This is a genomic window from Vibrio sp. SCSIO 43133 (assembly GCF_023716845.1).
Classification (GTDB): Bacteria; Pseudomonadota; Gammaproteobacteria; order Enterobacterales; family Vibrionaceae; genus Vibrio; species Vibrio mediterranei.
Genome location: NZ_CP068024.1, coordinates 3,326,370 through 3,351,499, shown reverse-complemented (window position 1 = coordinate 3,351,499; position 25,130 = coordinate 3,326,370). Strand labels below are relative to the sequence as shown.

The 25,130-nt window shown below is 45.0% G+C and carries 22 protein-coding genes; 12 read left to right on the top strand and 10 right to left on the bottom strand.

Annotation, left to right across the window (positions count from 1 at the left end):
* The first annotated feature begins 521 nt into the window (after positions 1 to 521).
* From tnpB to JKJ11_RS26110, 4 genes are all read left to right on the top strand, one after another.
* A complete protein-coding gene (tnpB, locus tag JKJ11_RS26120) occupies positions 522 to 662 on the top strand; it encodes an IS66 family insertion sequence element accessory protein TnpB (protein WP_353505901.1) in 141 nt (46 codons plus the stop codon).
* A 785-nt stretch (positions 663 to 1,447) separates the two neighbouring features.
* Positions 1,448 to 1,651 (top strand): IS66 family transposase, encoded by a 204-nt coding sequence (locus JKJ11_RS26115; protein ID WP_353505906.1) that lies wholly within the window; start codon positions 1,448 to 1,450, stop codon positions 1,649 to 1,651.
* A 295-nt stretch (positions 1,652 to 1,946) separates the two neighbouring features.
* Complete coding sequence (locus tag JKJ11_RS15645; protein WP_252038485.1) at positions 1,947 to 2,162, top strand: IS66 family transposase; 216 nt, start codon at positions 1,947 to 1,949, stop codon at positions 2,160 to 2,162.
* Positions 2,163 to 2,188: 26 nt separating this feature from the next.
* Entirely contained in the window at positions 2,189 to 2,296 is a 108-nt protein-coding gene (locus JKJ11_RS26110) for a hypothetical protein (RefSeq protein WP_353505905.1), read from the top strand.
* A 1,387-nt stretch (positions 2,297 to 3,683) separates the two neighbouring features.
* On the opposite strand, the gene JKJ11_RS15640 is transcribed toward JKJ11_RS26110, so the two are convergent.
* On the bottom strand, positions 3,684 to 5,561 hold the full coding sequence (locus JKJ11_RS15640) for a nucleoside-diphosphate sugar epimerase/dehydratase (RefSeq protein WP_252038483.1): 1,878 nt from the start codon (positions 5,559 to 5,561) through the stop codon (positions 3,684 to 3,686).
* 201 nt (positions 5,562 to 5,762) lie between these two features.
* Between JKJ11_RS15640 and JKJ11_RS15635 the strand changes: the two genes are divergently transcribed.
* From JKJ11_RS15635 to JKJ11_RS15625, 3 genes are all read left to right on the top strand, one after another.
* Positions 5,763 to 6,722 (top strand): NAD-dependent epimerase/dehydratase family protein, encoded by a 960-nt coding sequence (locus tag JKJ11_RS15635; protein WP_124940373.1) that lies wholly within the window; start codon positions 5,763 to 5,765, stop codon positions 6,720 to 6,722.
* The gene (locus JKJ11_RS15630; RefSeq protein ID WP_031495045.1) at positions 6,719 to 7,279 is read left to right on the top strand and encodes a sugar transferase; all 561 of its coding nucleotides are present in this window, start codon (positions 6,719 to 6,721) and stop codon (positions 7,277 to 7,279) included. Before JKJ11_RS15635 ends, JKJ11_RS15630 begins: the two co-directional genes overlap by 4 nt.
* 167 nt (positions 7,280 to 7,446) lie before the next feature.
* Complete coding sequence (locus JKJ11_RS15625) at positions 7,447 to 8,613, top strand: nucleotide sugar dehydrogenase (RefSeq protein ID WP_252038481.1); 1,167 nt, start codon at positions 7,447 to 7,449, stop codon at positions 8,611 to 8,613.
* Between the two features lie 154 nt (positions 8,614 to 8,767).
* Here the strand turns inward: JKJ11_RS15625 and rraA are convergent, their stop codons facing one another.
* The 7 genes from rraA to priA form a co-directional block, all read right to left on the bottom strand.
* On the bottom strand, positions 8,768 to 9,277 hold the full coding sequence (rraA, locus tag JKJ11_RS15620) for a ribonuclease E activity regulator RraA (RefSeq protein WP_062462553.1): 510 nt from the start codon (positions 9,275 to 9,277) through the stop codon (positions 8,768 to 8,770).
* A 79-nt stretch (positions 9,278 to 9,356) separates the two neighbouring features.
* Positions 9,357 to 10,274: a 1,4-dihydroxy-2-naphthoate polyprenyltransferase gene (locus JKJ11_RS15615; protein WP_252038479.1), complete on the bottom strand. Its 918-nt coding sequence runs from the start codon at positions 10,272 to 10,274 to the stop codon at positions 9,357 to 9,359.
* A gap of 111 nt (positions 10,275 to 10,385) precedes the next feature.
* Positions 10,386 to 11,720 carry an ATP-dependent protease ATPase subunit HslU gene (gene hslU / locus JKJ11_RS15610; RefSeq protein WP_124940370.1) on the bottom strand — a complete coding sequence of 445 codons (1,335 nt, stop codon included), beginning with the start codon at positions 11,718 to 11,720 and terminating at the stop codon, positions 10,386 to 10,388.
* 46 nt (positions 11,721 to 11,766) lie between these two features.
* Positions 11,767 to 12,300 (bottom strand): ATP-dependent protease subunit HslV, encoded by a 534-nt coding sequence (hslV, locus tag JKJ11_RS15605; protein ID WP_252038478.1) that lies wholly within the window; start codon positions 12,298 to 12,300, stop codon positions 11,767 to 11,769.
* A 228-nt stretch (positions 12,301 to 12,528) separates the two neighbouring features.
* The gene (locus JKJ11_RS15600) at positions 12,529 to 13,077 is read right to left on the bottom strand and encodes an SPOR domain-containing protein (protein WP_252038477.1); all 549 of its coding nucleotides are present in this window, start codon (positions 13,075 to 13,077) and stop codon (positions 12,529 to 12,531) included.
* Positions 13,078 to 13,159: 82 nt separating this feature from the next.
* Complete coding sequence (cytR, locus tag JKJ11_RS15595) at positions 13,160 to 14,167, bottom strand: DNA-binding transcriptional regulator CytR (protein WP_006071173.1); 1,008 nt, start codon at positions 14,165 to 14,167, stop codon at positions 13,160 to 13,162.
* A 271-nt stretch (positions 14,168 to 14,438) separates the two neighbouring features.
* Positions 14,439 to 16,640: a primosomal protein N' gene (gene priA / locus JKJ11_RS15590; protein ID WP_252039131.1), complete on the bottom strand. Its 2,202-nt coding sequence runs from the start codon at positions 16,638 to 16,640 to the stop codon at positions 14,439 to 14,441.
* A gap of 283 nt (positions 16,641 to 16,923) precedes the next feature.
* On the opposite strand from priA, the gene rpmE reads away from it, so the two are divergent.
* Positions 16,924 to 17,142 (top strand): 50S ribosomal protein L31, encoded by a 219-nt coding sequence (gene rpmE, locus JKJ11_RS15585; protein ID WP_006071169.1) that lies wholly within the window; start codon positions 16,924 to 16,926, stop codon positions 17,140 to 17,142.
* Between the two features lie 286 nt (positions 17,143 to 17,428).
* Positions 17,429 to 18,688: a malic enzyme-like NAD(P)-binding protein gene (locus JKJ11_RS15580; RefSeq protein ID WP_006071167.1), complete on the top strand. Its 1,260-nt coding sequence runs from the start codon at positions 17,429 to 17,431 to the stop codon at positions 18,686 to 18,688.
* 66 nt (positions 18,689 to 18,754) lie between these two features.
* Here JKJ11_RS15580 and metJ read toward each other — a convergent pair whose 3' ends face one another.
* On the bottom strand, positions 18,755 to 19,075 hold the full coding sequence (metJ, locus tag JKJ11_RS15575; RefSeq protein WP_006071165.1) for a met regulon transcriptional regulator MetJ: 321 nt from the start codon (positions 19,073 to 19,075) through the stop codon (positions 18,755 to 18,757).
* A gap of 259 nt (positions 19,076 to 19,334) precedes the next feature.
* Here metJ and JKJ11_RS15570 point away from each other — a divergent pair, with 259 nt between their 5' ends.
* From JKJ11_RS15570 to metF, 3 genes are all read left to right on the top strand, one after another.
* Positions 19,335 to 20,504, top strand: coding sequence for an O-succinylhomoserine (thiol)-lyase (locus JKJ11_RS15570; protein ID WP_038230975.1), 1,170 nt, complete (start codon positions 19,335 to 19,337; stop codon positions 20,502 to 20,504).
* Between the two features lie 8 nt (positions 20,505 to 20,512).
* Complete coding sequence (locus JKJ11_RS15565; protein ID WP_252038475.1) at positions 20,513 to 22,939, top strand: bifunctional aspartate kinase/homoserine dehydrogenase II; 2,427 nt, start codon at positions 20,513 to 20,515, stop codon at positions 22,937 to 22,939.
* Positions 22,940 to 23,276: 337 nt separating this feature from the next.
* Positions 23,277 to 24,167: a methylenetetrahydrofolate reductase gene (gene metF / locus JKJ11_RS15560; RefSeq protein WP_006071160.1), complete on the top strand. Its 891-nt coding sequence runs from the start codon at positions 23,277 to 23,279 to the stop codon at positions 24,165 to 24,167.
* A 122-nt stretch (positions 24,168 to 24,289) separates the two neighbouring features.
* Here metF and JKJ11_RS15555 read toward each other — a convergent pair whose 3' ends face one another.
* Positions 24,290 to 24,829 carry a PadR family transcriptional regulator gene (locus JKJ11_RS15555; RefSeq protein ID WP_006071159.1) on the bottom strand — a complete coding sequence of 180 codons (540 nt, stop codon included), beginning with the start codon at positions 24,827 to 24,829 and terminating at the stop codon, positions 24,290 to 24,292.
* Between the last annotated feature and the right edge of the window lie 301 nt (positions 24,830 to 25,130).

Genomic DNA, 25,130 nt, shown 5'->3' with positions numbered 1-25,130 from the left:
GTAAGCTGGCGGTAAACCCTATCTAATAATCCTATTCCAAATTCGATATGCTCATTGCTTCCAATATCTAAAAAGGGGTGAGCAATGCCAAACCTATCCTAATAGAACTGATGAAGAGTGGGCAACGATGATTCGAACCCAGCGTGAAATTTCGTCGTCAGAACACAATTAATCAACAAGCATTCTATCTACATCGTAATCGCATGAACTGAAAACCTTACAAGAAGACGTTGAAGAATTTGTTAAGGTCAATGCAAGTCATGAAGCTCCACATAATGTTCTATCAATCCTTATCGATAGAACGTTATCCATTTCTTTGACGATTGTCCACATTAGCATCAGTTTTTGAGGTTGAACTTCATCTCTGTGAGTTACGCAGCTTATTCGAGAGGTAAACGCGTGAAGGCCTTCTCTGAATTTGACTAACTTTACCTATACCCAATATCCGTTGATTTTCGTAAATCCATCGATGGCTAGCCTACCTAGCCGAGCAAACGATAACGCTTGACCCATTCCAGTCCGTGCTTTTCGCCTTATGCAATAAGTTTAATTATAAAGTGAAAGCGTTGTACCGGAATAGAACTGGCTTCGCATTGTGGTATAAACGTTTAGGCCGTGACAGGTTTTATTGGTGGACAAAAGGCACAAAAACGATTTTTTAGCGAATCATAAGCTGAACGCATTGGTCCACTGCGAGGTGCTCGTTGAAAGCCTTGTGTGGAATAAGCGGTAAAGCCCAACAGAACTAACCAGTTAATGGTTGATTTTATGGTGTGATCGATCCCATGAAAACGATGAGTAATCCTCTCACTGAACACTTAGAATCTCAGTATACTCTTTACGAGCCAGAGATGATGAATGCAGCACCTTGCCTTAGAGTGGGACGAATTTTACTATCAAGTGCTTGAAGAGCTGCGTCTAGATCGACACATTGTTTTGACGCAAGCTCTGAGGTCGATACCGGTCAAGGTGAACTTTTTAATATTGAAGAAGAACTTGTTGAAGCTGAATCAACCACTGAACATTCATCAGAAACAGTCGTAGTCCCAAACGCTCCCTTATCTAAAGACTTACCCAGAGTCATGATTCGCCATGATCCAGAGTAAACAGATTGTCCGATTGTGGTGGTGAGCTCCATACCATTGAGGAAGGCACCTCTGAGAGGTTTATTCTAGTCCAGCAAAGGTGGAGATTGAGCAATACGTTCGACCTAAGTGTGTCTGCCGCCATAGCAAACAACAAAGTGAAACAACCGTCGTCTATCGAGCCTCTATGCTAGCAACAGTCTTCCCAAAAAGTTTTGCAAAACCAAGTTTCATTGCCTAGGTCATAGCAATGAAGTTCCAATATGGCTTACCGTTAACTCGTATTGCGCAGCTATTTAGTGTTTGGGGTATCTATATCAGTCGTCGAAACGGTGACTGACTAGGATGTTCAGGGGGCGGAGATATTAGAGTTCGTTTGGATACACCTTCGAAGCCATCTGCTTAAAGCAAGCGCTCTCAATGCAGGAAAAACGCCCGTCAGAGTGCTAGGTAGTGACAAGAGCAAAGCCTACATGTGGTTATATTGCTCGGGCGCTGATAGTCCAGAGCCTGAAAACGCTGGTAACATAGTTTTGTGCGACCATCAAATGTGCCGCTCTGGTTAACATATATCCAATTTTCTTAATGGATATAAGTGGTAACTACATGTTGATGGTTACAAAGATTATCAGTGATACTGATGGCATTCTCTCGGGCTGCTAGGCTCACGCATGCCGTAAATTTATCGATGCCAAAAAAGTGCCAGATAATGACGAAGGTGGTGGGGGCGTGTTGCGTTAACTCAAATCAAAAACTCTATCGCACAGAAGCTCTGTTCAAAGAGCGTAATAGCTCAATGGCAGTGCAATACAACAAACGTTAAACCAGCTCAATAGTTGAGCTCAAAAAGTTCAAAAGTGGTTGGACAAAACGGTACTTCGTTTCTTCAAGCAAGGTCCCTTAGGGAAAGTGGTCCATTACACATTGGGTCAGTGGGATAAACTGATGGGCCATATTGACGATAGTCGACTTAGTATCGATAACAACATAGGCGAGCGAACAATTCGTCCGTTTATGAGTGGTTATTTGCTAAAAGTGAGTGTGGCACATGTAGCAGCTGCATTTTGTATAGCTTAGTTGAGACCGCCAAGGCGAATGGGTTAGTGCCAGCAAAGTCTCTAACCCATTGCTTTGAGCGACTGGCGGTCGAACCTGATAACTTAGAAGCATTGATGCCGTGGAACATTGAGGGCTTAAAACCCGCTAAGTAACAAAGTAGTGGAAGGCTAATCACCTTCCGTTTTGTATTGCAATCGGGTGTTTACCGCCAACTTACTCTCCATCTACAGCGTACTCTCTAATTTCAATCAGATGAATCATGCGTTTCGCTAAGCCAAGAATTGTTGTAAGGGGGGCACCAAGCTCCTTTGACAGAAACTATGTAATGCAGCGCACTTGATCCATATTTGGCCATTGAGTAATCATTCAGAGGCTTCATCATTGTTAAATGACGAGATAAATGTACCTAAATATCAGAGGGAAATCACATACATGTCTATATTTAAATGGTTCGTGATGTATTGATTCCTCAGTCTTTGAGCTTCACAAGTTCGCGTTATTACATAACAACTAATTGTTTGATGATCGATTTGTAGAACATTTTCAATGTGTTTCTAATGCCTCCATTTGCAAACTGGAGGTTCAACGATGAGTAACTAGCACTCATTTATGTATTGCGATGTCATTCCAGACTATTGACAGCAAGGTAAAGTCGAGTACTAAGTTAACGGCATCATTCTGTTAGTAATCTGTGTTGTACTTTCTGATCAAGATGACGGGAAAGTGATTAGCCTTTATGGTGAATCTAAGTTGGGCTTATTTAAGCGATTTGGTGATTTTAGTTAAGGCGTTACTTTGATGTCGACGATTACCAGAGCGATAGATATGGTTAGTGTGGACTCGAACACAAAATGTTTCATTGAATGAAGGATGGCAGTGAGCTAACTATAGGTTGAGCCATTGTCATTAGCGGTAAAATAGTCAGGGGCTCTCCTGGTGACTCTTGCGGTCTGTGTGATATCCATTTGGTGAAGGTTTTTGAGACAGTAAATGGAGTGAGCATTGGAGAGCACAGGGATTACGGAAAAAGCAATGAAATCACTACCATTCCAGAGTCGATCGAACTCTTTGGTATAAAGTAGTTTGGTGGCTATTGATACCATGGGGCAGACAAAAACGCTGATTATTTGTTGGCGGTAAAAGTCAATTAAGGCTATTTGGAACAAGCGTTCGATAATTATTTAATATAAGTATGTTACAAAACGATAATAATGATTCTTACAGCACATAGGAAAAGGCATGTGGTAGACAAGAAACTAACGAATACGGGTTTGAGTGTTAAATGTCTGTCAGGCGTAACGTATTCATATCGGTTAGTTGAATCGAAGTATTGGTCTCTAGATACAACATTTGGTTAAAATACTTGTCGAAAACGAACAGATGAGAGTACAGAAAGCTTCACAATGATTAGAAAAATATGTTTAAACACTCTGAAGAATGAAACAATTTTGAAAACGAGCATTAAACATAAAAGAGTGATGAGTGCGCTGCGCTCTCAGTTTCTTTTGAAGGTGCTAGCGCCTTTATTGACCTAGGTGCTCATGATTTTTCAGGAGATTGGTAACCAGTAGGAGCTGCCAGTAGTATGCGTTTTATACAATCTTCATTAAAATCATGACAGCATTCATCTAGTTTTTCCAAAAGAATATCCATTTCTTCCCATGTCAACATATTCTCTTTGGCCGTCATTATTTTTTGATGACCACTACCTTCTACGTTATCACCAATTAGTAATTCTTCGTAAAGCTTTTCTCCAGGCCTCAAACCCGTAAATTTGACCTCTATATCCCCTTCTTGCCCACATTCTACAATATGCTCTTTCATGCCCATTAGGTGAATCATCCGCCGCGCCAACTCTAGTATTTTAACTGGTTCTCCCATATCGAGCACAAAAACTTGACCATTATTTCCCATCGCACCAGCTTGGATTACAAGCTGAGCAGCTTCAGGAATAAGCATGAAATATCTAATGATATCAGGATGGGTTACAGTGACTGGACCGCCTTCACGAATCTGCCTTTTGAAAAGTGGCACTACGGATCCTGAAGAACCTAGCACGTTACCAAAACGCACCATCGTAAAATTAGTGGTACTTTGTTTGTCAGCGAGAGCTTGCAACACTAACTCGGCCATTCGTTTTGTCGCACCCATAATATTAGTTGGTCGCACTGCTTTATCTGTGGAAATTAAGGTAAAGTGCTCGACATTACAGTTGATGGCTGCTTGTGCGCAATATAGGGTACCGAATACATTGTTGCGTATTCCTTCAACGATATTACTTTCTACTAAAGGTACATGCTTGTATGCAGCCGCGTGAAAAACCGTATTTACTTGGTTAACTAACATGGCTTTTTCCAAACGATTCTGACGCTGGACTGAGCCTAAGACCGAAACGATAGTTACATCGAGATTTAAACGTTCTTTGATACTATTGAGCTCTTGATCAATTTTATACAAGTTGTATTCATTGAGCTCAAATATAACCAATAAGCGTGGTTTAAGGCGAAGAATTTGCCGGCAAAGTTCCGAGCCAATCGAACCACCAGCTCCCGTTACCATGACACTTGCTTCCTCAATGTTTTTTGCCATTAGTGTCATGTCAGGTGCAACGGCTTCACGACCAAGAAGATCTGCGATATCCAAATCCTTAACTTCTGTCGAGTCTGCTTTCCCCATGGCTATATCTTCCACCGATGGAACGGATAATATCTCTACCGGCCAATGCGATACCTTCTCAAGTAACCTTAAACGTTCCCCTTTCCCTAAGTTATTGACGGCCAATAACACTTTTACGGGACTATATAATCCTTTCAGTTCATCGAATTCAGAGCTGTGATAAACACGAATACCATAAAGTATTTGTCCAACTTTTTCAGGGTCATCATCAAGGAGGGCAACAGGATGAAACTCTGCGCCTTGGATGAGGGCACTCGCGAGGTCTCGACCAGCTGAGCCTGCACCATAAATGAACACGTTGGGCTTTTTACGTTTGTAGACTTGATAGTACACGGAGCGAATAAGAACACGCGGCCCGCCAAGCGTCAAAATAGCCAAGCCAGCGTAGATAAAAGGAACACTTCTTGGAATAAAGGTATGAAAAAAGAAACCAGAGAGGGCGAGCGTCATTGCTGAGAGAAAAACAGCAAAGAAAATGGTACTTAGAGCCGGTAACATCATATAGCGTAATACCGCGCGGTACATGCCTAAATTTATGAAGCAGACGATGGTAACAATGATAGTACTAACAAGACTCAGAACTTCAGGAGTATGTAACTCAAAAACGTACACGTTAAGGCGAAGCGCAATCGCCAGATACAAAGAAAATGCAATAGCAATAATATCGTATGTTATTGTTATTGCTCGCTTTAGTTTTCTGTCTGCCGTGAGAAGGAAATTGAAAGGCGTGTGAGATAGCATGATAAACCTGACCGCGAAAGAGTGTATTATGATGTTTTTCTATATTCTACCTGTTGTTAGTTAAACTAGCTAGATGAGAGCTGCTAGGGAGTCAGCTAAAAAGGAGGACGAGTGGTTCACAAATACAATTAGGTTCATTTGAGTGAGGACTTAGCTAAGCAATTTTGTGGTTTTGAGGCATAATACACAGCAAAGTAGACAATGAGCGTAATAAGTGTGAATAACATCGCGGTTACTGGAGCTTCTGGCTTTCTGGGCAAAGCTCTGGTGAGGACGTTAAAGCAATCTCCTAAGTATACTCCAGTACCAATGATACGAAAGGGTTGTGCTAACGATACAATCGAAATTGATCTATCAACCTCGTTTGAAGTAGCGAAAGCTTTACGTGCACAACAAGTAGAAGTGCTTGTTCATTGCGCTGCTCGTGCACATATTCTGAATGATGCGGCTCAGAGTCCGATAAACGAATATAGGGAAGTGAACACACATGCGACAATTAGACTGGCTCAACAAGCCGCAGCCGCAGGTGTAAAGCGATTCATATTCATCAGCACTGCTAAAGTGAATGGCGAACGCAGTGAGCTAGGACACCCGATGACGGAGTTTGTTGTCAGGTCTCCTATTGACCCATACGCGATTAGTAAGTATGAAGCAGAGGTTGCGCTAGCAGGACTTGCGGAAGATACCGGTATGGAAATTGTTATCATACGCCCACCTTTGGTCTATGGATCCGGAGTCAAAGCGAACTTTGCTGCTTTAATGAAATTGAGTCAAACTGCTCTACCTTTGCCATTCGGGGCGATCGATAATCAGCGAAGCCTTATCTCCCTTGAAAATTTGATTGATATTATTTGTTGTTGTCTTGAGCACCCTTCAGCAGCCAATCAGACATTTTTGGTCTCGGATGATGATGATGTCTCTACCACTGAGCTGATAAAAGAGTTAGCGAATGCCTATGAAAATCGTATCAAGCTGCTCCCTATTCCCACCTCTATTCTAGGTGGTTTGCTTAAAGTACTAGGGAAGAAGAATATTGCTGAACGAATGTTTGGTAACCTTCAGTTTGACATCAGCCATGCAAAGCAGACTTTGAACTGGACCCCTCCATACTCTTTTAAGCAAGGTATATTAAAATTAGTAAAGGATAGCGAAGCGCAATGAACACCCCTTTAACACGACTTTTAGATTTTGTATTTGCAATAACAGGGCTATGTCTCTTATGGCCAGTGATGCTTGTTGTCTATCTTGTTGGCCGAATGGATAGTGATTCTCCGATATTCAGCCAGACGCGAGTTGGTAAAGAAGGAAAAGCTTTTACCTTGTACAAATTCCGAACGATGGTGGTATCAACACAATCGGTAGCGACGCATATGGTAGATGCTCAATCGGTCACTAAGTTGGGGTCTATTCTTCGAAAAACTAAGCTTGATGAGTTGCCTCAACTGGTTAATGTGCTTAAAGGTGAAATGAGTTTTGTAGGCCCTAGGCCTTGTTTGTTTAATCAAGAGGAACTCATTGAAGAGAGACGCGAGTTAGGTGTGGATAAAGTACTGCCAGGCATTACTGGGTTGGCTCAGGTAAATGGCATCGATATGTCTGAGCCGAAAAAGTTAGCGCTAGTAGATGCGAGAATGATAAGCAACCACTCACTATCTCAGTACTTTAGGCTAATTATCGCGACAGCCATTGGTAAGGGCGCTGGAGATCGTATACGTTAGCCAAGCGCGCCTAAATAACAAGTGAGACAAAGTGTTACTTGATTGCTTAGCGCTCGCTGTCAATAATACAAGGCTAGAGAAACTGGTGATTTGACTAAGTGTGTCCACATAAATTATGACGCCTTAGATAACCAGCTAAAATGATAATCAATTTGTAAGATGAAACTATGAAAATAGCGGTTGCAGGAACAGGCTACGTCGGCCTCTCAAATGCGATGTTGCTAGCTCAGAATCATGAGGTAGTAGCGGTTGATATTAACGCTGAAAAAGTGGACATGCTGTGCAATGGGCAATCGCCGATTGTAGATAGTGAAATTGAAGCGTTTTTGAAGCGTGATGACTTAAACTTTACGGCTACTCTGGACAAAGAGTTAGCGTATTCTGGTGCGGACTATGTGATTGTTTCTACACCGACAGATTATGACCCTCAAACCAACTACTTTAATACCAGCTCTGTTGAAGCGGTGATCAAAGATGTGATGGCTATTAACCCTGATGCGGTCGTTGTTATCAAGTCGACCGTACCTGTTGGTTACAGTGCGCGTGTTCGTGAAGAGTTGGGTACTGAGAACGTGTTCTTCTCTCCAGAGTTTTTACGTGAAGGTAGCGCCCTTTATGACAACCTGAATCCATCTCGCATTATCATCGGTGAGCGCAGTGAACGGGCAAAAGTGTTCGCTAATCTATTGGTGGAAGGGGCTCAAAAAGAGAACATTGATGTCTTATTTACTGATTCAACCGAAGCTGAAGCGGTGAAACTGTTCTCAAACACCTACCTTGCGATGCGTGTTGCATACTTCAATGAGTTAGATTCTTATGCTGAGGCACTTGGATTGGATACTCGCCAAATCATCGAAGGTGTTGCGCTGGATCCACGTATAGGTGGCCACTACTGCAACCCATCTTTTGGCTATGGTGGTTACTGTTTACCAAAAGATACTAAGCAGCTGCTTGCTAATTACCAAGAAGTACCAAATAACATCATTGGTGCAATCGTTGATGCTAACCGTACTCGTAAAGACTTTATTGCTGAATCTATCTTGAAACGTGAGCCTAAGGTTGTTGGCGTGTATCGCCTTATCATGAAGTCAGGTTCAGATAACTTCCGAGCGTCAAGTATTCAAGGCATTATGAAGCGTCTGAAGGCGAAAGGTATTGAAGTCATTGTTTATGAGCCTGTGCTGAAAGAAGAGCACTTCTTCCACTCTCGCGTGATTAAAGATGTCGATGCGTTTAAGCAAGAAGCTGATTTGATTATCTCGAATCGCATGTTGCCAGAGTTGGCTGATGTCGCAGACAAAGTGTATACGCGCGACTTATTTGGTAATGACTAACTGTTACTGATTTGAATAAAAAACGAGAACCTAGAGTTCTCGTTTTTTTATGTCTGTTATTTACCACTGTTGAGCGTAAAGAAACCCTGTCGTCATCCCTGCGCAGGCAGGGACCTTGCCTCAGCGAGCACAATTCTGATAAGTACTATGACAGTTATTCAACCGCCTCTTCATCCTCAAAACTCACATCAAGCGGCTCTTGAGAAAGAATCACCCCAGTATTATCGGCATACACATAATCTTCCGGTAAGAAGGTCACTCCGCCAAAGTTAACTGGCACATCTACTTCGCCAACATTGGATTGAGCTGCACCCACAGGAATAGAAGCAAGGGCTTGGATGCCGAGGTTCATGTCTTCCAGTTCATCAACTTCGCGTACGCAGCCGTAAACGATGATGCCTTCCCATTCGTTATCTTCTGCCAGCTGAGCGATCTCTGCATCGATAAGAGCTTTACGCAGTGAACCTCCACCATCGATAAGTAGAATTCGACCCACACCATCTTGCTCTAAAATTTCACGGATAACGCCGTTGTCTTCAAAACACTTTACCGAAGTGATTTGACCTGCAAATGAGGCTCGGCCACCAAAGTTACTAAACATTGGTTCAACAACGTCTACTTGGTCTAGGTAGATATCACATAGGGCTGAAGTACTGTATTCCATGGCGACTCTTCTTTGCAGTTTACAAAAGGTATAAATCGAGTATATCGGGTGAATAGGTCAATGCAATGACAAGGCTCAATTAAGTCATCAGAGTTTGAGCTATAACCACTCCTGAAAACAGGATATTAGTGACTAATGAACACTTCACCACAATCGGCATCATAGGGGCAATTTGCGCAGGCTGTGTTGCGTGCCAAACCGCTCTACCGTGTTTGATGACAACAATAAGACTGATGACAAAAGGCAGGCTGATCCACAACGGTGATTGTTGTAGAACGAGATAAGCCGCAAAGGCGATGACTGCGCATAATAACAGTGTGAAGTGGTAAACCTTAGCGTTGTGCTCACCCAGTCTCACCGCGACAGTACGCTTACCGCAGGCGCTATCATTTTCAATGTCACGCATGTTGTTGACGTTAAGTACGGCAACCGCGAGTAATCCACAGCCGACAGCCGGTAAGAAGAGTAGAGAGTCGATATGACCAGTGTGTAAAAAGTAGGTACCTGAGACACCAAGCAGGCCAAAGAAGATGAATACTGAAATGTCGCCTAGTCCTACGTAGCCGTAGGGCTTATTACCGACGGTATAGGCAATGGCAGCAATGATAGCTAAGACACCGAGCCCGATAAACGCCAAAATGTTTTGCATTGAATCCAGCGCGTGAAAGACTAAACCTACTCCTGCAATCACAGTCAGAATGATATTCAGCACGATGGCTTTCTTCATCTCTTGCTGTGACACTTCGCCTGACTGTATTGCACGCATTGGACCTAAACGGTTGTCGTTGTCGGTGCCTTTGACGGCATCACCGTAATCATTGGCTAGGTTAGAGAGAATCTGCAGCAGGGTCGCGGTAAGCAGAGCAAGTAAAGCGACACTCCAAGACATGTTGCCAGTAGAGAAAGCGAGTGCACTGCCTGTGACAATGGAGACTAAAGCGAGTGGTAGTGTTTTAGGTCTGGCTGCATCGAGCCAAATACGAACAGATTGATTCATAGCCAAGCATTCTAATTTCAGTTCGTTTTAGTATACGGGAAATGTAGCACAAAAAAAGGTGTCACCGCCTTTTTGGAGATGACACCTCATCAAACTTAAGATTGCTTAAATCTACAGAATAAAGCGACTTAAATCTTCGTCTTCTACAAATTCACCAAGCTTCGATTTTACGTAGCCTGAATCAATTGTCAGCTTTGAACCAGGTTTATCTGTTGCATCAAATGAGATCTCATCCATCAAACGCTCCATAACAGTATGTAGACGACGAGCACCGATATTTTCGGTAGTTTCGTTGACTGTCCATGCTGCATCGGCGATTTGCTGAATGCCGTCTTCAGTGAACTCGACATCAACTTCTTCAGTCTTCATTAAAGCAATGTATTGTTCGGTTAGTGATGCTTTTGGCTCGGTTAGGATTCGTTTGAAGTCATCGCTGCTCAGCGCTTCCAGTTCTACTCGGATAGGGAGACGACCTTGCAGCTCAGGGATCAAGTCCGATGGCTTGGCTACTTGGAATGCACCAGATGTGATAAACAGGATATGGTCAGTCTTAACCATGCCGTGTTTAGTTGATACTGTGCTGCCTTCTATCAGAGGCAGTAGATCACGCTGTACACCTTCACGAGACACATCAGGGCCTGAGGCTTCGCCACGCTTACAGATTTTGTCGATCTCATCGATAAATACGATACCGTTGTTCTCAACGTTATAGATCGCTTGCTCTTTAAGCTCTTCTTGATTTACCAGTTTAGCGGCTTCTTCTTCAGTGAGTGCTTTGAAGGCATCTTTAATTTTCAGCTTGCGCTTTTTCTTCGTATCGCCACCTAGGTTTTGGAACATGCTTTGCAGCTGGTTGGTCATTTCTTCCATACCAGGAGGCGCCATGATTTCAACGCCCATTTGTGGAGCTGCTGTTTCGATGTCGATCTCTTTGTCGTCTAGTTTACCTTCGCGCAGTTTCTTGCGGAAAATCTGACGAGTGTTAGAAGAGCTCTCATCTTGCTGTTCGTTTTGACCCCAAGCGTCACGAGCTGGTGGAAGTAGGGCATCAAGAATGCGCTCTTCGGCTTGCTCTTCAGCGCGGAAGGTGACTTTTTCCATCGCTTGTTGATGTGTCATCTTAATCGCGACGTCAGTAAGGTCGCGAATGATGGTTTCAACCTCTTTGCCCACATAGCCCACTTCGGTGAACTTAGTTGCTTCTACTTTGATGAACGGTGCGTTAGCAAGCTTAGCTAGACGGCGAGCGATTTCGGTTTTACCGACGCCCGTCGGGCCGATCATTAGAATGTTTTTCGGTGATACTTCCGCACGCAAGCTCTCTTCAAGCTGCATACGACGCCAGCGGTTACGTAGTGCAATCGCCACTGAACGTTTTGCTTTATCTTGACCGATAATATGGCGGTTTAGTTCGTGAACAATCTCGCGTGGAGTCATCTCAGACATAATTAATTCCTTACAAAAATTCAGACACTATTTTGTTTTTTGGACGTTATTTCACGTCGCTTTCTAGTTCTTCAACAGTGTGATAATGGTTGGTGAAGACACAGATATCGCCAGCGATTTTCAGGGATTTCTCTGCGATTTCACGTGCATCTAAATCGGTATTTTCAAGTAATGCTGTTGCTGCTGCTTGAGCAAAGTTGCCGCCTGAGCCAATAGCGATAAGGTCGTTTTCTGGCTGAACAACATCGCCGTTACCAGTGATGATCAGTGATGCAGTTTCATCAGCCACGGCCAATAACGCCTCCAGTTTACGCAGCGCACGATCACTACGCCAATCTTTCGCCAGCTCAACTGCGGCCTTAGTTAGGTGGCCTTGGTGCATTTGCAGCTTGCTTTCAAAGCGCTCAAAAAGAGTAAACGCGTCAGCCGTACCGCCAGCGAAGCCTGCCAATACTTGGTTATTATAAAGTCTACGAACCTTGCGAGCGTTCCCTTTCATTACAGTGTTGCCTAGGGATACTTGTCCATCACCAGCGATCACGACTTTGTTATTTCGGCGTACAGATACAATAGTAGTCACGACGTTTGCCTCATATTGGTTTCAATTCGGTTATGAAAGGGATATGTGGACGAGGAAAAGGGATTTCAAGGGGAAGTGGGGTTATCCTGAGGGAGAATTGTTTTTATAGGTTTTGTTATTCCGCTGGTTGTTCGCCTGCGCATACAGGAATCTTCTAGAGGCTTGCTGCGTTGCGGAAATAGCCCCCTGCTTTTACAGGGGGCAGGAAATGTCGCGTTTAGGAGTAAGCTACTGCGAATCCTTCCAAATCGCACACGGTTCTATTTTGGCGCGTTGCAGTTTGTGTTTATCTCGCTCAGCGTCACGTTTGAGTGGGTAAGGGCCTAGAACCACTCGGAACCAACTGCTGCCTTCTTTCTTGCGAATGGTACTTGAGAGCCCTTGGAAGGCAATATCAAGCTTACGTGCTTCGGCTTGAGCCATGGTTTTATAGGCGCCACACTGCATGATGTACGGAATCTTTGAAACCACTTGCTCTTTGGCTTTTACTTCAACTTCGCGTTGCGGCAGGGTATCGACATAGTCCCACTTCTCTTCTGGCGGAGGTGGAATTGGCTTAGCCGGTTTAAGTTTTGGCTTGGTGACTGGCTTTGTCGCTGCTGGTGTTGGTTTTGGTGGTTCTGGGTCATTACTTAATGTGTAAAGACCATAGCCAAAAACGCCCGCGAGCACGATCGCCAATAACCCACTGCGCCATGGTTTTTTGCCTGAAGGTTTCTTTTTTGCTGGTCGGCGACTGGTGCCTTTGCCACGCCTTACATAGTCTCGGTTTGCCACGAAGATAGGTTCTAAATTGAATTAAATAACTGACCTCATGGTAAATACCACAAGGTCAAGTTGCAAGTCAGTATCGTGCTAACTATAGGATTCTTGGAGGAGCAGCACTGTCGCGGATCACAAGTTCAGTATCAAGTAACCTCGATCCCGCTCGAACATCGGCGCCTTTCAGTACTTCTAACATCATGTACATGGCTTGGCGGCCAATCTCATAACGAGGTTGTGAGACTGTGGTAAGCGGAGGATCGCAATACTGAGCGAACTGAATGTCATCGAAACCAACTACGGAAAGATCTTGAGGAACTCGCAGTCCCAGTTTCTTCGCTTCTTGCATCGCGCCAATGGCCATGATGTCGTTATGACAGAAAATGGCTGTTGGAGGCTCCGGCAGGGCAAGTAGGCTGCGAATCAAACGTGCACCCGCTTCAAAGGTAAAGTCACCTTTCACCGTGTACGCAGGGTTCATTTGCAGTCCGGCTCTTCGCAACGCTTGCTGGTAACCTTGCTGTCTAAAACGGCATAAAAATGCGGTGTCAGGTCCTGAAATCTGTGCGATACGCTTATGTCCCAATTGCGACAAATAGTTTACTGCTTCAAAGGCTGAGGTCAGGTTGTCGATATGAACGGTAGGGAGCTCAAGTTCAGGGGCAAACTCACAGGCCATAACGATGGGAGGTAAGTTTTTCTGTTCTGGCTTACTGATATCAAAAGGCAAGTCGGTGCCGAGTAAAAGCATGCCATCCGCTTGCTTAGTGAAGACCAAGTTCACAAACGAGGTTTCACGCTTTTTCGATTGTCCGCTATCTCCTAGTAGAACCAAATACCCATGTTCCATTGCCGCATCTTCGATACCACGAATGATTTCCGAAAAGTACGGGTCACAGATGTCTGGCACTATGGTAACGATCGTCTTGGATTCATTCCTACGTAAGTTACGCGCCAGAGAATTAGGAGAATAGCCAGCTTCGAGAACGGCATCTTCGACTCGCTTTCGAGTAGATGATGAGACCTTCTCGGGATTCATCAATGCTCTTGATACCGTAGCCGTTGAGACGCCTGCAAGCTGGGCAACATCCTTCATTGTCGCCATAAACGTGAGTCCTCTTATTTTCAGTGTGACTAATTAGACTGCGACTTATTATGTTTTATTATGCAATCTAACGGGTTATAACTTGGTTAAATGTTTCATTTATCTAATAAATAGCGCGAATGAAACGTTTGCTTTAATGATGAACTATTAATAAATATTATTCATTTATCTACGGAAAGTTACGGGCTGATTAACATATTTTGCATTGCAATTGTGAAGCTTATCACAACTAGAGCTAGTTATAGTTTTGAAATTAATCAATTCTTACCGTTTAGCTGAGATCTTGTGGCTCGATATCCATCGACCAGCGAACTTTCTTTGCGAGTGGCAGTTGCGCGATGACGGGCTTCGCGCTGGTGACGATTTTCTGCATCAATGGACGCGTGGGTACTTGAAGCATTAGCTGCCATCTTGCTTTCCCTGCTCGCTTAGCAATAGGTGCTGGTGTAGGACCTAACACCATCGAATGATGATCAAATAACGGATGCGCCTCAAGTGAATGTCTCACTTGACGCAAAAACGCCTCAACGTCATTGCTGTTGTTAGCTTCGGCACGAATCAAAGTTAGGAAGCTAAACGGTGGCAGCATGGCCAATTTACGCTCTTCAATCACGGTTTCTGCAAAATGACGATAGTCTTTATGCAGTAGTGATTGCAGCAGAGGATGGTCAGGGTGGTGCGTTTGCAGCAGCACTTCACCGGGCTTACTCGCTCGGCCTGCGCGGCCGGCCACTTGGATGAAGAGCTGTGCCAGTCTTTCCGACGCTCTGAAATCGCTGCTGTATAGCGAGCCGTCCACATCTAATAATGCTACTAAGGTCACGTTCGGGAAGTGGTGACCTTTCGCGAGCATTTGCGTGCCAATCAGTATTTGGTATTCATTCTTTTTAATTGCCTCAAGCGCACTCTCAAGGCTGCCTTTACGACGAGTGCTGTCTCTATCAATTCGAATGGTATTAAAATCAGGGAACAGACTTTCAAGCTGTGCTTCAAGCTGCTCGGTACCCACGCCAACTGTAACAAGCTGATTGGAGCCACAGCTTTCACACTGGTGAATAGTGGGTCGCTGTGAACCACAGTGGTGGCAGCGAATCTCATTACTAGATTGATGGTAGGTGTAGTAGGCGTCGCAGCGACGGCATTCAGCGGTCCATCCGCATTCATGACACATCAATGCTGGGCTGAAACCTCGACGGTTAAGAAACAGCATTACCTGATTGCCCAGTTCTAAGTGGCGACGTATCTCAGCAATAAGGGGAGCGGACAAGCCCGCTTCTAAGTATTGCCCTTTGACATCGATAACCTTGTTGGTCGTTGGCACTGCAAGACCTGCGCGTTGGCTCAAAATCAAATGGTGATACTTACCAATCAGCGCGTTTTGCAGAGTCTCTATCGATGGTGTTGCAGAACCAAGTACAATTGGAATCTGTTCTTTATTGGCACGCATGACGGCGACGTCACGCGCGTGGTAACGCAGGCTGTCTTGCTGCTTATATGATGTGTCGTGTTCTTCATCGACAATAATAATGCCGAGATCAGCAAATGGTGTGAGTAACGCCGAGCGTGTGCCAATAACAATACCCGCGACTCTATCACGAGCACTCAACCATGCATTCAACCGTTCGGTATCGTTAAGCCCAGAGTGAATTACTTCAATAGGCACGTTGAAACGCTTTTTAAAGCGGTTAATGGTTTGTGGTGTTAAACCAATCTCTGGCACTAAGACAAGCGCTTGCTGGCCGCGCTCAAGTACTGGTGCGATCATTTGCAGATAAACTTCGGTTTTCCCCGAACCTGTCACCCCCTCTAGCAGGTAGCAGCCGAATTCGGTTTGGCTATTTACTGACGCGATCGCTACAGCTTGTTCAGCATTCAGCCTCAGCTCTGTCGGTGGGTTGGTCATCGTTTCTGGCCAACGTGGAGTAGGGGCTAGCTTCTCATGCGATTCAATCCAGCCTTTCTCAGTCAGTGTTTTTAAGACACTAGAGCTGACTTCATTATCAATGAACGCCTGATGAGCACAAGGGCCAGACTCCAGCATATGCATGACTTTTGCTTGTTGCACAGCTCGTCCAAACCCAGCCATGAGCTGATTCTTGCCTGCTTCTGTAATACGCCACTCAACGGTAGCAGCAAACTCTGCAGGCTTTCCTTTGCGCAATGACGAGGGTAGAGCGTTGTTTAACGTGTCGCCCAATGGGTGTTGATAGTATTGGCTACACCAAGAGATTAGCTCGAACAGTGGCTTTGGCCAGACTGGACTGGTATCAAGTGCCGCTTTGATGGGCTTAAGCTGATCAATAGGGAAGTCTGATTGGTGGCTGAATTGAGTGACAATACCAACTAAGGTCTGGCGTCCAAAAGGCACTGATACTCGGCCGCCCACCACAGGGAAAAGGTGCGTTGGGACTAGATAATCGAACTGTTTATCCAGTGGCACTGGCAGTGCAACACGAGCTACGTTTGGGCGCATAGTGGAATCGGTATTGTTCAAAGAGAGCGCCATTCTACCTAGCTATGTCCGTTAGGAGAAACCGTTAATTGAATAAACTGAGTCAATCCACCTAAAGGTGGCGAAAAAAGTGGCAATTTTAGTTGATCCTAAAGGCACTATTCATTACTATACTGCGCCTTGATGGTATGGCTTGTTCTACATTTATTGCAGTAACAGCGATATCATAAGTCTTTTATTAAACTACGTGTGGTGTCCGGCTTAGAATCGGATGGCGACACGGCCTAAACTTTGAGGTTTCCCCATGAAAGCTGGTATCCACCCAGAATACAAAGCAGTAACAGCAACTTGCTCTTGCGGCAACACATTCGAATTCAACTCTACTCTAGGTAAAGATTCTATCCACCTAGACGTATGTGACAAGTGCCACCCATTCTACACTGGTAAGCAACGTATCGTTGATACAGGCGGCCGTGTTGATCGCTTCAACAAGCGTTTCGGTGCTCTATCTAGCAAGAAGTAATCTTACTTTTGCAGATTCTAGAAAAGGACGCTTCGGCGTCCTTTTTGTTTTGAGGCAAAAATAAAACAATTCTGTATACAATCCATTCAAAATTCTAACTATCTAGCGTAGTATTAATAAATCAGAGTGACGAACCGCTGTCACACAGACCATGCGTCAGTATCCCCGTTCGTGTTGTCCACTCTGTTGAGTCTGTAACCCTTTAGAAGCAAAGCTAATAATTACAAAGCGGTTTATACTCACACATTCAGTCTTTAATACTCGTAGAATAAGCAGGATTGCCACCATGTCCGATGACCAACAAATCGACGAATTTCGCCAACAAGCGCTTGATTATCATGCCAACCCCGTCCCTGGAAAAATTGAAATTGCTCTGACTAAGTCTGCTGACTCAGCAGCTGACCTCGCCCTTGCATACAGCCCTGGTGTGGCTGAGCCAGTGCGTGAAATCGCACAAAACTCTGAAAATGTTTATAAGTACACAGCCAAAGGCAACATGGTTGCGGTCATCTCTAACGGTACTGCGATTTTGGGGCTAGGTAACTTAGGCCCACTGGCGTCGAAACCTGTTATGGAAGGTAAAGCGCTACTGTTCAAGCGTTTTGCTGGTCTAGACTCTATTGATATCGAAGTGAAACATCGCACGATTGATGAGTTTGTTGATACGGTAGCTAACATCTCTGATACCTTCGGTGGTATCAACCTAGAAGATATTAAAGCCCCAGACTGTTTTGAGATTGAACGTCGTCTGATTGAACGCTGTGATGTGCCGGTGTTTCACGATGACCAGCACGGCACTGCGATTGTAACGGCAGCAGGTATGCTGAACGCGATTGAACTGCAAGGTAAAGATCTGAAAGAAGCGCGCATTGTATGTCTTGGTGCTGGTGCCGCAGCTATCGCGTGTATGGAGTTATTGATTAAATGTGGCGCGATGCGTGAGAAGATCTACATGCTTGACCGTAAAGGTGTGATTCATACTCGCCGCGACGATTTGAACGAGTATAAAGAGCTGTTTGCTAACAACACCGACATGCGTACCTTGGAAGACGTCATTGAAGGTGCGGATCTGTTCCTAGGTGTATCGGGCCCTGACTTACTTGAACCAGAAGCTTTGAAACTGATGGCGGATAAGCCAATTGTGTTTGCCTGCTCAAACCCAGATCCAGAAATCAAACCTGAGCTTGCTCATGACGTACGTGATGACCTGATTATGGGCACTGGGCGCTCTGACTACCCTAACCAAGTAAACAATGTCCTGTGTTTCCCATTTATCTTCCGCGGTGCGCTTGATGTACGTGCAAGTGAAATTAATGACGAAATGAAGCTAGCTGCGGTTGAGGCGATTCGTGAACTTGCCAAAGAAGAAGTACCACAAGAGGTGCTTAAAGCGGCTGGTGTAGAGTCACTTACTTTTGGCAAGGAGTACATCATTCCAAAACCAATGGATCCACGTTTGCTGCCACGTGTAGCCAAAGCGGTTGCTCAAGCTGCAGTCGATTCCGGTGTTGCGCGAATTGAGATGCCAGAAAATTATATGGCTTAATTTCTCATACTCGAGCAAATAAAAAAGACGGCATAAATGCCGTCTTTTTTCATTCTACGTCAGAATTTACTCTTCATCGAACGCTTCAAACTCAATTCCCATTGCTGTCATCAGCTCTTTAGCTTCTGTTGGGATGTCGTCTGGACGGTCTTTTCTCAAGTCTTCGTCGGTTGGAAGCGGTTGACCAGTGTAGGCGTGTAGGAAGGCTTCGCACAATAGTTCACTATTGGTTGCGTGGCGTAAGTTATTGATTTGGCGACGAGTACGTTCATCAGTCAACACCTTTAGCACCTTCAACGGAATAGACACCGTGATCTTTTTTACTTGTTCGCTTTTTTTTCCGTGCTCCGCGTATGGGCTAATGTATTCGCCGTTCCAATCTGCCATTGCACACCTTCGCTCTATTAATCATAAGTAGTAGTAATAAGAATGCTGCAATTTTAGCGGGATTTACTGCCATAAGCAAAGACATATAGACGTCTAGAAGTGTTGACGTCTCACAAAATGGAAAGTAAAGTGGACATTCATTTTAACGCAATGTTAATTTTTTAATGTTTGCCACTTTTGTTGGTTCCATATTCACTGACAAAAGTAGACACTGAATAACAGCCCATCAGCCCAATGCGATTTGATAAAGGAAGTTTCTATGAGCAATCGGAAGCCAGCGACAATAGCCGTACGTACTGGTATCGAATCAGATACCCAGCACCATGCTGTGGTACCGCCAATTTACCTTTCTACTAACTATGGTTTCCCTGCGTTTGGAGAAGTGCCTACTTACGACTATACCCGCTCTGGAAACCCAAACCGTGGTTTGCTGGAGCAAGCATTGTATGAGCTCGAATCTGGTAAAGGAGCCGTTGTCACTAACTGTGGTACGTCTGCGCTAAACTTGTGGGCGTCGGCTTTTTTAGGGCCTGAAGACACTATCGTGGCTCCGCATGACTGCTATGGCGGTAGTTACCGACTATTCAATACTCGTGCGCAAAAGGGTGATTTTAAAGTTCAGTTTGTCGACCAAAGCGACGAGGCGGCGTTAGATGCTGCACTTGAAGCGAAACCAAAGCTCATTTTACTTGAGACGCCGTCCAACCCGTTGGTTCGAGTCGTCGATATCGCTGCTGTTTGCGAAAAAGCCAAACAAGTCGGCGCGCTAGTGGCGGTTGATAATACCTTTCTGACACCTGTGTACCAAAAGCCTTTAGAGCTTGGCGCTGACTTTGTTATCCATTCAACCACCAAATACATCAATGGTCACTCTGATGTGATTGGTGGCGTTGTGATCACCAAAACAGAAGAGCACGCGGAAGAGCTTGCATGGTGGGGCAATTGTATTGGGGCAACGGGGACACCGTTTGATAGTTATATGACGCTACGTGGTATTCGTACGTTAGGTGCTCGCATGCGTGTGCATGAAGAGAGCTCTCAACATATTCTCGAGTTCTTAAAGCAGCAGTCACTGGTTAAAGTGATTTATCACCCAAGCTTGCCTGAACATCCTGGACATGAGATTGCCAAGAAACAGCAGTCAGGTTTTGGCTCTATGTTGAGTTTTGAGTTTGCAGGAAGCTTTGAACAGCTGAAGTACTTTGTGGGTGAACTCAAGTTGTTCTCACTGGCTGAATCACTTGGTGGTGTTGAAAGTTTGATTTGTCACCCCGCTTCTATGACACACCGAGCAATGGGAGAAGCAGCCTTAGAAGAAGCGGGCGTTTCTCAGCAATTACTGCGCCTGTCTGTGGGGCTGGAAGATGCCTCCGATCTGATTGACGATTTACAGCAAGCATTTGATAAAGCGAAAACGTTCCAAGGATAAGTTGAGTTATGAGTACCACACCCGCTCCGGCGAAGAAGCAACTACATAAATTTGGCGGCAGTAGCTTGGCGGATCCTGAGTGTTATCGTCGTGTCGTTTCCATTCTTAAAGATTACTCACACAATGAAGATTTAATTGTGGTGTCTGCTGCAGGCAAAACCACAAACCGTTTAATTGAGTTTCTCGATGCGCTTAATAAAGATGGTCGTATTGCTCATGAACACCTTCAGTCTTTAAGACAGTTCCAAAACGAGCTCATTGATGAGTTGTTGCAAGGTGATGAAGCAGAGCAGCTTAAATCGCTGCTCAGTGATGAGTTTAGTACTTTAGGTGAACTGGGCTATCCCTTGAGTGAGGCGCAGCGTGCGGCCGTGCTTGGTCACGGTGAAGTATGGTCTTCTAGATTACTGGCTGCGCTTTTACGTCAATCTGATTTGCCTGCGGTGGCGCAAGACGCTCGCGCTTTCTTACGAGCAGAATTTGGCACGCAGCCGGAAGTCGATCGTGCGAAGTCTTATGCCTTGATTAAAGATGTCTTAGCTCAGCATGCTCATCATCGTATTGTGATTACCGGTTTCATGGCGCAAAGCGATGAAGGTGAGACGGTTTTGTTAGGGCGAAATGGTTCTGACTATTCGGCGACTGTGATTGGAGCACTTGCCGAAGTCTCTTGCGTGACAATTTGGAGTGATGTTGCAGGGGTCTATAGTGCTGACCCTCGTGTGGTGAGCGATGCCTGTCTTCTCCCATTATTAAGGCTGGATGAAGCCAGTGAATTGGCTCGCTTGGCCGCCCCTGTGCTACATAGCCGTACGCTTCAACCTGTGGCGCAAAGTGTTATGGATTTGAACTTACGTTGCAGTTATCAACCTGAGTCAGGCTCTACGCGTATAGAACGAGTGCTGGCGTCTGGGCGCGGTGCTAAGATCATTACCTCGCTAGATGAAGTACTGTTGATTGACCTCGCATTCGCCAGTGGTCATGATTTTGCTCGCGCGCAAAACGAAGTGCTGAATGGTTTGAAGCGAGCACAGCTTGAGCCGCTAGCGTTTGAAGCGCAGTCTGACCAAGCACGTTTGCGCCTTGCTTATACTGCAGAAATTGCGTCAGGTGCACTCAATGAGTTACAAGACCTAGCCATTGAAGCGGAGATTAAGCTAAGAGAAGGGTATTCTATGCTGGCCGCTGTAGGGGCTGGTGTGACTAAGAATGCCAACCACTGTTTTGGTTTTTATCAGCAGCTTAAACATGCGCCGGTAGAGTTTTTCTCGGAAGCAGAATCTAAGTTAAGTCTTGCTGCTGTGTTGAGAAAGTCTGACATTCAACCTCTGCTTAAGTCCGTGCACACCCAGCTGTTCCAAGCTCAAAAACGCGTTGCTGTCGCCTTATGTGGCAAGGGTAACATTGGCTCTAGTTGGCTGGCGCTGTTTAAAGAGCAGAAAAGCGAGCTAGAAAAGCGCCGTGGAATGAGTTTTAACTTAGTTGCCGTGGTGGATAGCCAAACGTATTGGCTTGATGACCAAGGCATTAATGAACAAACCGTGCTGGAGCGTTACGAGGATGAAGCTGTGGCGTACCAAGGCGATGTTTGGTTACAGCAGCTTGCTAATCTTCAAGGTTACGATGAAGTTGTTGTTCTTGATGTGACGGCGAGTCCTGCATTAGCCGAGCGGTATCAGAGCATTGCGGAAAATGGCATGCATTTAATTTCGGCCAACAAAGTAGCGGGTTCTGCACCAAGTGTTAGTTATCACGCAGTGCAAGATGCATTCTCGAAGACGGGGCGTCACTGGCTGTATAACGCGACGGTAGGCGCAGGGTTACCAATTAACCATACAGTGCGCGATTTGCGTGAAAGCGGTGACGATATTGTGGCGTTGTCCGGTATTTTTTCTGGGACGTTATCTTGGTTGTTCCAGCAATTTGATGGCAGCGTGCCTTTCAGTGAGCTGGTAGATTTGGCTTGGCAACAAGGTTTGACCGAACCGGACCCTCGCGCTGATCTGGATGGCTCAGATGTGATGCGTAAGTTGGTTATTCTTGCTCGTGAATCTGGTTTAGATATTGAGCCTGATGCAGTAGCGGTGGAGTCACTGGTTCCGGAGGAGCTTGAGGAGTTGTCTCTAGATGGCTTTTTTGAAAAGGCAGAGCTACTGAGTGAAATCCTACAAGAACGTCTAGAGAAGGCGCAGCGTGAAGACAAAGTGCTGCGTTATGTGGCGCGTCTTGATCGCCAAGGTAAAGCTCGTGTCGGTATTGAAGCTTTGTCTAAAGAGCATGCACTTGCCAATCTGCTGCCGTGTGACAATATCTTTGCTATCGAAAGTAAGTGGTATAAAGATAACCCATTAGTAATTCGTGGTCCGGGAGCGGGACGTGAAGTAACTGCCGGTGCGATTCAGTCGGATTTAAATCTAATGTCGAGTTTCTTCTAGCGCACAACAAGTTGTTGGTTTTAAATTAGTTCTATCTCTAGGCTAGCGATAACCGCTAGCCTTTTTATTTGTTGCTTTTGCCTTATGTCCCTTCTTACCCCATCACTCGTTACTTTCTCGAAAGTGAAGATCTCCTGAAACGCGTGACTCTGCTTTAGTTTCCTTAACTAAGCACATGAAAAAAATTCATAATGACTCTATTGACTTTAAATGCCATTCATTTCATTCTGTAGACATATAGACGTCTAAACGTCAAAACATAAAATTCAGATATAGACAGACAGGTTTTATCTAAGGTTGGATGGGATAACCAACCTTGGTATTTAGGGAGAGAACCATGGGATACACACACGCTGGACACATCGATGCTTTGAACCAGAATATTGCTGAGCTTTCTGACAATATCAACGTTTCATTTGAGTTCTTTCCACCGAGCACGCCAACAATGGAAGAAACCCTTTGGAAGTCTGTTCACCGTCTTAAAACGCTGCAACCTAAGTTTGTTTCTGTGACCTATGGAGCGAACTCTGGCGAGCGCGACCGTACTCACTCAATTATCAAAGAAATTAAATCAGAGACCGGACTTGTCGCGGCGCCGCACCTGACTTGTATTGATGCGTCTCGTGATGAGCTTATTGATATTGCTGAGGATTATTGGAGCAATGGTATCAAGAACATCGTTGCCCTACGTGGTGATATCCCAGCAGGTGGTGGCCAACCGGATATGTATGCCTCTGATCTGGTCGAACTGCTAAAGTCGCGTCATGATTTCGATATTTCGGTAGCGGCTTTCCCAGAAGTACATCCAGAAGCGAAGAGTGCTCAAGCAGATCTACTGAACCTAAAGCGCAAAGTGGATGCAGGTGCAAACCGAGCGATTACTCAGTTCTTCTTTGATGTAGAAAGTTACCTGCGTTTCCGCGACCGTTGTGTGGCCGCTGGTATCGATGTGGAAATTGTTCCAGGTATCCTACCAGTTTCAAACTTTAAGCAGGCGTCACGCTTTGCTGGCATGAACAAGGTAAAAGTACCAGGTTGGATGCAAAAGCAGTTTGAAGGTTTAGATGACGACCCAGTGACTCGCCAGTTAGTCGGTGCGAGTCAGGCGATTGATATGGTTCGTGTATTGAGTCGTGAAGGGGTAAAGGACTTCCATTTCTACACGCTAAACCGTGCTGAAATGACTTACGCACTATGCCATACATTAGGTGTACGTCCTCAGGTTTAGTGATTTCTTAAGACTTCCTCAATTAAAACAAAAAAGCGTCAGGTGTATTACAATACTCCTGACGCTTTTTTGAACTCAAGAACCAAACTAGGTCGATAGCGACCCTAGCTTGTCTACTTGTTTTACGCTAACGCTTCTAATTCAGACAGTGCTTCTTCTGCCCATTCTAACCATGCTTGACGAGCAAGTAGGTTACGGCGCAGTGTTAGACGCTCAAGGCGAGCGTGTTTGTCTAATGTGTTTGGTGTAGCGTAGTAGGCCGCTTCAATTTCACGGTAGTGCGCAACAAGCTTTTTCGATTCTTCGATTAACTCTTCAAGTTGAATGCGGAAAGCAGCTGATGGTTGTACCGCACAGGCCGCTAGTTTCGCTGAGAATTCATCACGTACTGTAGGGTGTACAGTTGGTTGTTCAAACCATTCGCCTAACGCGCTACGGCCTGAGTCAGTGATTGAATAAACTTTACGATCTGGTTTGCCTTCTTGGGGTTCAAGTTTGCAAGTAACCAGTTCTTTGTCCGCCATTTTGTTTAGCTCACGATAAACTTGCTGGTGGCTTGCTTTCCAGAAGTAACCGATGCTCGCAGAAAATTCCTTAGTAATGTCATAGCCAGTCGCATCGCGAGTGCTAAGAACAGTAAGGATTACGTGTGGTAGTGACATGTCTTAAGTCCAAATGGTCAATAACGTAATAATAATTATGTTGCTCCACGTCGCAGATGTACGACTGCGAAAGCGCCTTGGAATTCAAAAATGATTCCAGGAAACTCGCGCAAAAGAGCAATGCCAATCATGTTGGCACGTGTAACCTTGTTTTAAGCCTTTGTCACCTAGGAAGCCACGTGATCACGTGACCCGCACTGTCGATATAATAGTATTTTTGTTTTATCGAACAGTGGTAAGTAAGTATATCGAATTCTATAAGCAAGAAGTGGAATAGAACGTGATACCACTTCAAAAAACT